The sequence below is a fragment of the Psychrobacter sp. AOP31-B2-9 genome, from assembly GCF_052378005.1.
GTDB lineage: Bacteria > Pseudomonadota > Gammaproteobacteria > Pseudomonadales > Moraxellaceae > Psychrobacter.
Genome location: NZ_JBQSXG010000178.1, coordinates 1 through 5458 on the forward strand (window position 1 = coordinate 1; position 5458 = coordinate 5458).

The 5458-nt window shown below is 41.7% G+C and carries 4 protein-coding genes; all 4 read right to left on the reverse strand.

The window, feature by feature from the left end; translation table 11 throughout:
- Nucleotides 1-539: hypothetical protein (locus tag ACT3SX_RS13730; protein WP_444761783.1), on the reverse strand; the 539-nt coding region annotated here is incomplete at its 3' end.
- Nucleotides 540-617: 78 nt separating this feature from the next.
- Nucleotides 618-1592 carry an OmpA family protein gene (locus ACT3SX_RS13735; RefSeq protein WP_442062422.1) on the reverse strand — a complete coding sequence of 325 codons (975 nt, stop codon included), beginning with the start codon at nucleotides 1590-1592 and terminating at the stop codon, nucleotides 618-620.
- Nucleotides 1593-2449: 857 nt separating this feature from the next.
- Nucleotides 2450-3763: a DUF3100 domain-containing protein gene (locus ACT3SX_RS13740; protein WP_442062419.1), complete on the reverse strand. Its 1314-nt coding sequence runs from the start codon at nucleotides 3761-3763 to the stop codon at nucleotides 2450-2452.
- A gap of 73 nt (nucleotides 3764-3836) precedes the next feature.
- Nucleotides 3837-5006: a M20 aminoacylase family protein gene (locus ACT3SX_RS13745; RefSeq protein WP_442062416.1), complete on the reverse strand. Its 1170-nt coding sequence runs from the start codon at nucleotides 5004-5006 to the stop codon at nucleotides 3837-3839.
- Between the last annotated feature and the right edge of the window lie 452 nt (nucleotides 5007-5458).

Consider the following 5458-nt stretch of genomic DNA (forward strand, 5'->3'; position numbering starts at 1 on the left):
GTCACGCTGTCATCAGTGGCAACAGGTGCATCAGCATTAACAGTGTCATCATCGTTAAAATCATTATCATCATCACTATCACGACCAGCGATTAAACCGACTAAGCCAATACCAGCAGCGGCAGGTATCCACCAAGGCAAGACAGCAGCAGCAATATATTCTTCTCCACCGAGGGCTTGACCTTCTACATCGCCCGCTTCGAGCTGAGTCACATAATCGTATGTTTCACCAGTGTCAGGAATATAATAATAGTATTCTCCATCTTCGGCGATACCAAGCAAAGCACTGTCTTCGCTATCATAAAAACCTTCTATGATAAGGTCTGTTTCTTGAGCCGCTTCTTCAAACGAGACGTGTAAATCATTGTTTAGACGTTTAGTGATAATATGGTTGGGTGCGTGATTGATAGCAGTATCAAAAAACTCGTAGTTCACTTTGTCCGTGGCGGTAATAACGGTCGGAATGCCGTCTTTGGTGACAACGTCTACTTGACTGATTGTTTGAGTGGCGTCGTTAACTTTAACAATAATAGTATTCATTTTCTGACCTTCAATTCTAAATAGTTTGGTTAGATTATTTTTATATTAGGCAACCTTGGTTACCAAAGGAGTTTTAAGTTATGACTTACTCACATGTTCCTCTACAACAGCAATGACACGGCGGTTAAGCTGACGACCTTCTACGGTCTCGTTGCTTGCTCGTGGTTGCGATTCGCCATACCCAATAGCACGTAGACGATCAGCGCTGACGCCAAACTGTGTGATTAGGCTTTCTTTGACGGCATCGACTCGGCGCTGCGATAAGGCTTGGTTGTAGCTGTCACTGGCGCGACTGTCGGTATGGCCTTCGATGGTGGCGATAGTATTTGGATATTGCGCCATGAATTCTGCTAGCTCAGCAATTTTTGTATAGTACTCTGGTCGTACGATGGCTTTGTCCGTCTCAAATAATACTTCGAGGTCAATCGTCACTTTTTCCGTCAGTACGGCTGGTTGTTCTATAACTGGTGGCGGAGTTACTGGTGGTGTAGCAATCACTGGTGCAGGACAATTAGGGACGACTCGACTGATTTGATGTGTTTGATAACGTTTAGTTGCTAGTAGTGGTAATGCGCTTTCTGTGGTGATACGTTGTACTGTTCCTTGCCCACTATCGTCCATGTCTACATAGAAAAAGTATGTTTCGCCACCAGCTAATTGGTAATCTTGTTGCTCGGCCAATAAGTCATTGTCTTTAAAGCCGGTTGCATGAGCACTTAATTGGTTTGTGCCGACACAAGAGTTGACGGCGGTATAGTTGCCAGGATGTAGGCTGACTTGAAATCTGTCGTTGATGGCGATGTTGGCGCTGGTTTGTTCAGGGTCGTTATCGTTTTTTCGAATGAATATGAGGCGTGTTTCATCATTAGCCACTTGTTTTTCTAATAAAGCATCAGCGTTACTATCTATTTGATTTGTCCACATTACATGACCAACATGGCGAGTATCGCCATCGTTATCAATCTGGTTGCCACTCGTTGCACAAGCTGTCATACCAAATAATGTCGTTGCCAACGCTACTTGAACGATGGTGTGTTTGAATACTTTACCCATGGTAATTCCTTAAATGGTCATTCATTGATCTGTTAGTGTTTGGATGCGCTGAGCGTTTGAGTGAGTGACTGTCTATTTTTTTATTAACCATATAAATATGACATTTGATAGGATTTTTTATCTTCAAAAATCAATTTTTACGCGCAGTGAAAACTGGTAACAACCTGAATATTGGTGGTTACCATTTCCTATGCTAGTGTGATTGAAATATGCTGATATGGTTTAGTATGTCTTTTTATAAAATAGCTTTTATTAGATATACTGCATAGAATCAAGATGAGTCATTTGCTCTTCAACACACCATTAAATATCTAAATATAAGTGTGTGATTTATAGGAGTACATATATAACTTATACCGTTTATATCTGTCAAAGAAATCAGACACAAAAACGATAAGTGGCATATATTATATGACCAGTTACCATTAGTTATTGTCCCTACCATCAAACCAATTATCTGTCGACTATTTAATTCTCACCTTACCTGACACCACTTTATTTCTTGGTATTACCTATAGTCAAAAAACTTTAAAAAAGTTAAAAAACAGCCAACTGTAAACTGCATCTCTAGCATATCTAAATGGAATAGCAATTTAATAGTTCACTGACTATATTTGTGAATTTTGTTCATGACATCTGAAGATGTCAACACACCAAAAGCTAGATACAAAAAATCCCCAGTGGTTAAACTGGAGATTTCTAACTTGAGTGTCTGTTTTACTCTCTTTCGATTTAGAAAAAACAGATACAACTTAAAGAATGCTCAATGCAACCGAATGCAGATGTAACACCTCAATAAAACTCACATCTATTACTCTATCATCATCAGCTAACGACAAAATAAAAGAGAACAATTGCTATAACATAACTTGCGCAATCAGAGCCGACCCGATAAACGTACCCGTAAAGGTCAGTATCGCAACCACTGCAATCTTAAATCCAGATTTTTTGAATAAATCCACTTCCATTTGCGAGATAGCAAAACCAGCGTACGCAAGTACAGGTGTCAATAATTGCAACACACCCATCTTGGCTGTTTCTTCCAACACATAGTCATTAAACGGAAACTGCGGTAAAGAAATTAAGATAGCCACAATCGATATCCATGCGATAGCAGGCACATTAAACGGGACTAAGCGTTTCAATAGCATACCGACCACACAGCAGGCAAACAAAATAAGCATGGCAGGCAAACCATCAAGCGGATCGACACCCTGTCCTACCCAATTACTCAGTAGCAGTACCACGCATATCACCGCTAGCAAAATAAACGACTGTCCCATCGATAGTACGGCAGGCTCTTCCATCACCGCACCAAAATCTGTCTCGGTGGTCGCATCGGCATTGTTCTTTTTGAGCTTACTAACCACCTTGTATAAAAACTCTGTAAAAGGTAGCGCAACGAATAAGCTAACAAACAATCCAGTGGCATAAGTGAGTAAGTTAGATGTCGCGGCAAATGCGGTAATGGTTTCAGCTTGATCAGGCACCGTTTCTGCTAGCGCTGCTGAACAGGCACCCATCATACTTCCACTACCAATACCGCAGGCCATTGCCAGTGCTCGCACATCCATCATGTCCATAGAGGCTATGATACCTGCCATCAATGAAAAATAAATCGCGCCAAACAACGTACCCATCACATAGACACCCATGACACCGATACCTTCGGGACTTTGGAGTCCGTACTTATCAGCAATCAAAGCAACGTTAGGTTCGCGGGCCACCGAGTGCGTGGCACCGATAGCTTCTCGGCCCATACCAAAGACCAGTACCGCAACAGGTAATGCGATCAGCACAGTCGCTACGTTACCGAGCTCTTGTAATAATAAGGCTGGACCTGCAGCTATGATTTCTTCGATATTAGGACCGACACCCACGCCGAATTTTGCAATAAACGGCATGATACTTAATAAGATGGCATAGCTGGCAAACTTGGCACGTTTCTTAGTGATGACCGCCTTCATTGAAGGAATGACATTTGGGTTTAATAGAATTGCAAAAATAAAAGCATAAAGTAAAGGCAGCAATACCAGTATGCCTATGCCGATAGGGATTTTAATAATACCTATCCACTCCGCCAGTAGTGACACAGCGATCGCTAGTAAATGCAGCTTCCAGTCAAGTAGGTGCTTGGTCATCGTCGGCGACAGCACGCTATTATTACTCATATCAGTTCCTTTTAAGGTTTATGGTCAGTCCTACATTTGGTTCTACATAATGATGTTATTTTTTATTTAGGGCTTAAGTTGCCGCCGCAGTTTTTGGCAATTCAGACTCCACTAAAGAAATCCATACTTTGATACCTGTTTCGATCGCATCATCATTAAAATCATAAGACGCATTGTGCAAAGGTTTAGACGGCGTGCTACCATCCACCCCCAACCAAAAATACGCGCCTTTGATCACCTGACTCATGAACGAAAAATCTTCAGAAGCCATTGACGGCTCAACCTCGGTATTCACCTTATCAGCGCCTAGTGCTTTACTAGCCGCTTCTTTTATCTCAAGATAAGCCTGACTGTCGTTAGTAGTTACCGGATAGCGAATGTGATAATCCATCTCACCTGTCACGCCATATAGAGGTGGCAACGTCGTCACCATGTCTGTAAGCATGTCTTGTAACGACTGGCGAACATCCATGTCAAAACTACGAACCGTACCTTTTAGAATGGCAATGTCAGGGATCACGTTGGTCGTATCACCACTGTTCATCTGCGTGACACTGATGACGCCCGACTGCAATGGCGATACACGACGAGAGACAATAGACTGAATATTAGTGATTAATGCCGCACCCGCTGCAATGGGATCAGCGCCGAGATGCGGCATGGCAGCATGCGTGCCTTTACCCGTTAGCGTAATCTCGAAGGTATCAAAAGACGCCATCATCGGTCCGTCATTCACAGCGATTTGGCCCACAGGTAGACCTGGCCAGTTATGTAATCCATAAACGGCATCCATCGGAAACTTGTCAAATAGACCATCATCAATCATGGCTTTGGCACCGCCTAAGACTTCTTCAGCAGGTTGAAACACAAAGTGAATAGTACCGCTAAAGTTTTTATTTTCACTCAGATGCTTTGCGGCACCAAGCAGCACTGAGGTATGGCCGTCATGACCGCAAGCGTGCATACAGTTTGCATGGGTAGATTTATGCTCAACGTCACTTTGTTCTTCGATGGGTAAGGCATCGATATCAGCTCGTATACCGATGGTAGGCCCTGTACCGTTTTTTAATGTACCGACAACGCCCGTTCCGCCCAATCCTTGGTGAACGTCAATCCCAAAAGACTCTAATTTATCAACGATAAATGACGAGGTTTTAAACTCCTTAAACCCTAGTTCTGGTTGGCTATGTATCTGTTTACGCCACTGTTTGACTTCATTTAATAATGATTCATGCACGGACATGTATATTCTCCTTTGAGTGTATTTAGCCATTAGTAATTATTTATGCTTATCTACAATCTAAGTATCTCGATAGTGCAAAGTCTAAACTAACGGTCTAATCTATTTATTTTTAACAAATAAATAAGCCACTAAAAGTGGCTTGTTGTGTATCGCCCGATACAGATATGACATTTTAATTGTTAAGGAGCTGTATCTTAGCTTATCTGCACGTATTGAGAAACCTAACTGTTATCAGTTTAGCCATTTTTAACCCATTTAGATAATTATAGACCACATTAATGACGCGTCCTAAAATATCAAGCGATACTTGATGGCAGTCGTTACCTTTCTTTAAGTTTCATAAATATACGTAACATTGCAATCATTTATCATCTCTTCTATAGAAGATATGAAGCATCACTACAGTATTTTAATCCAACCGGAAATTATAATGAAAAAAACAGTCATCAGCC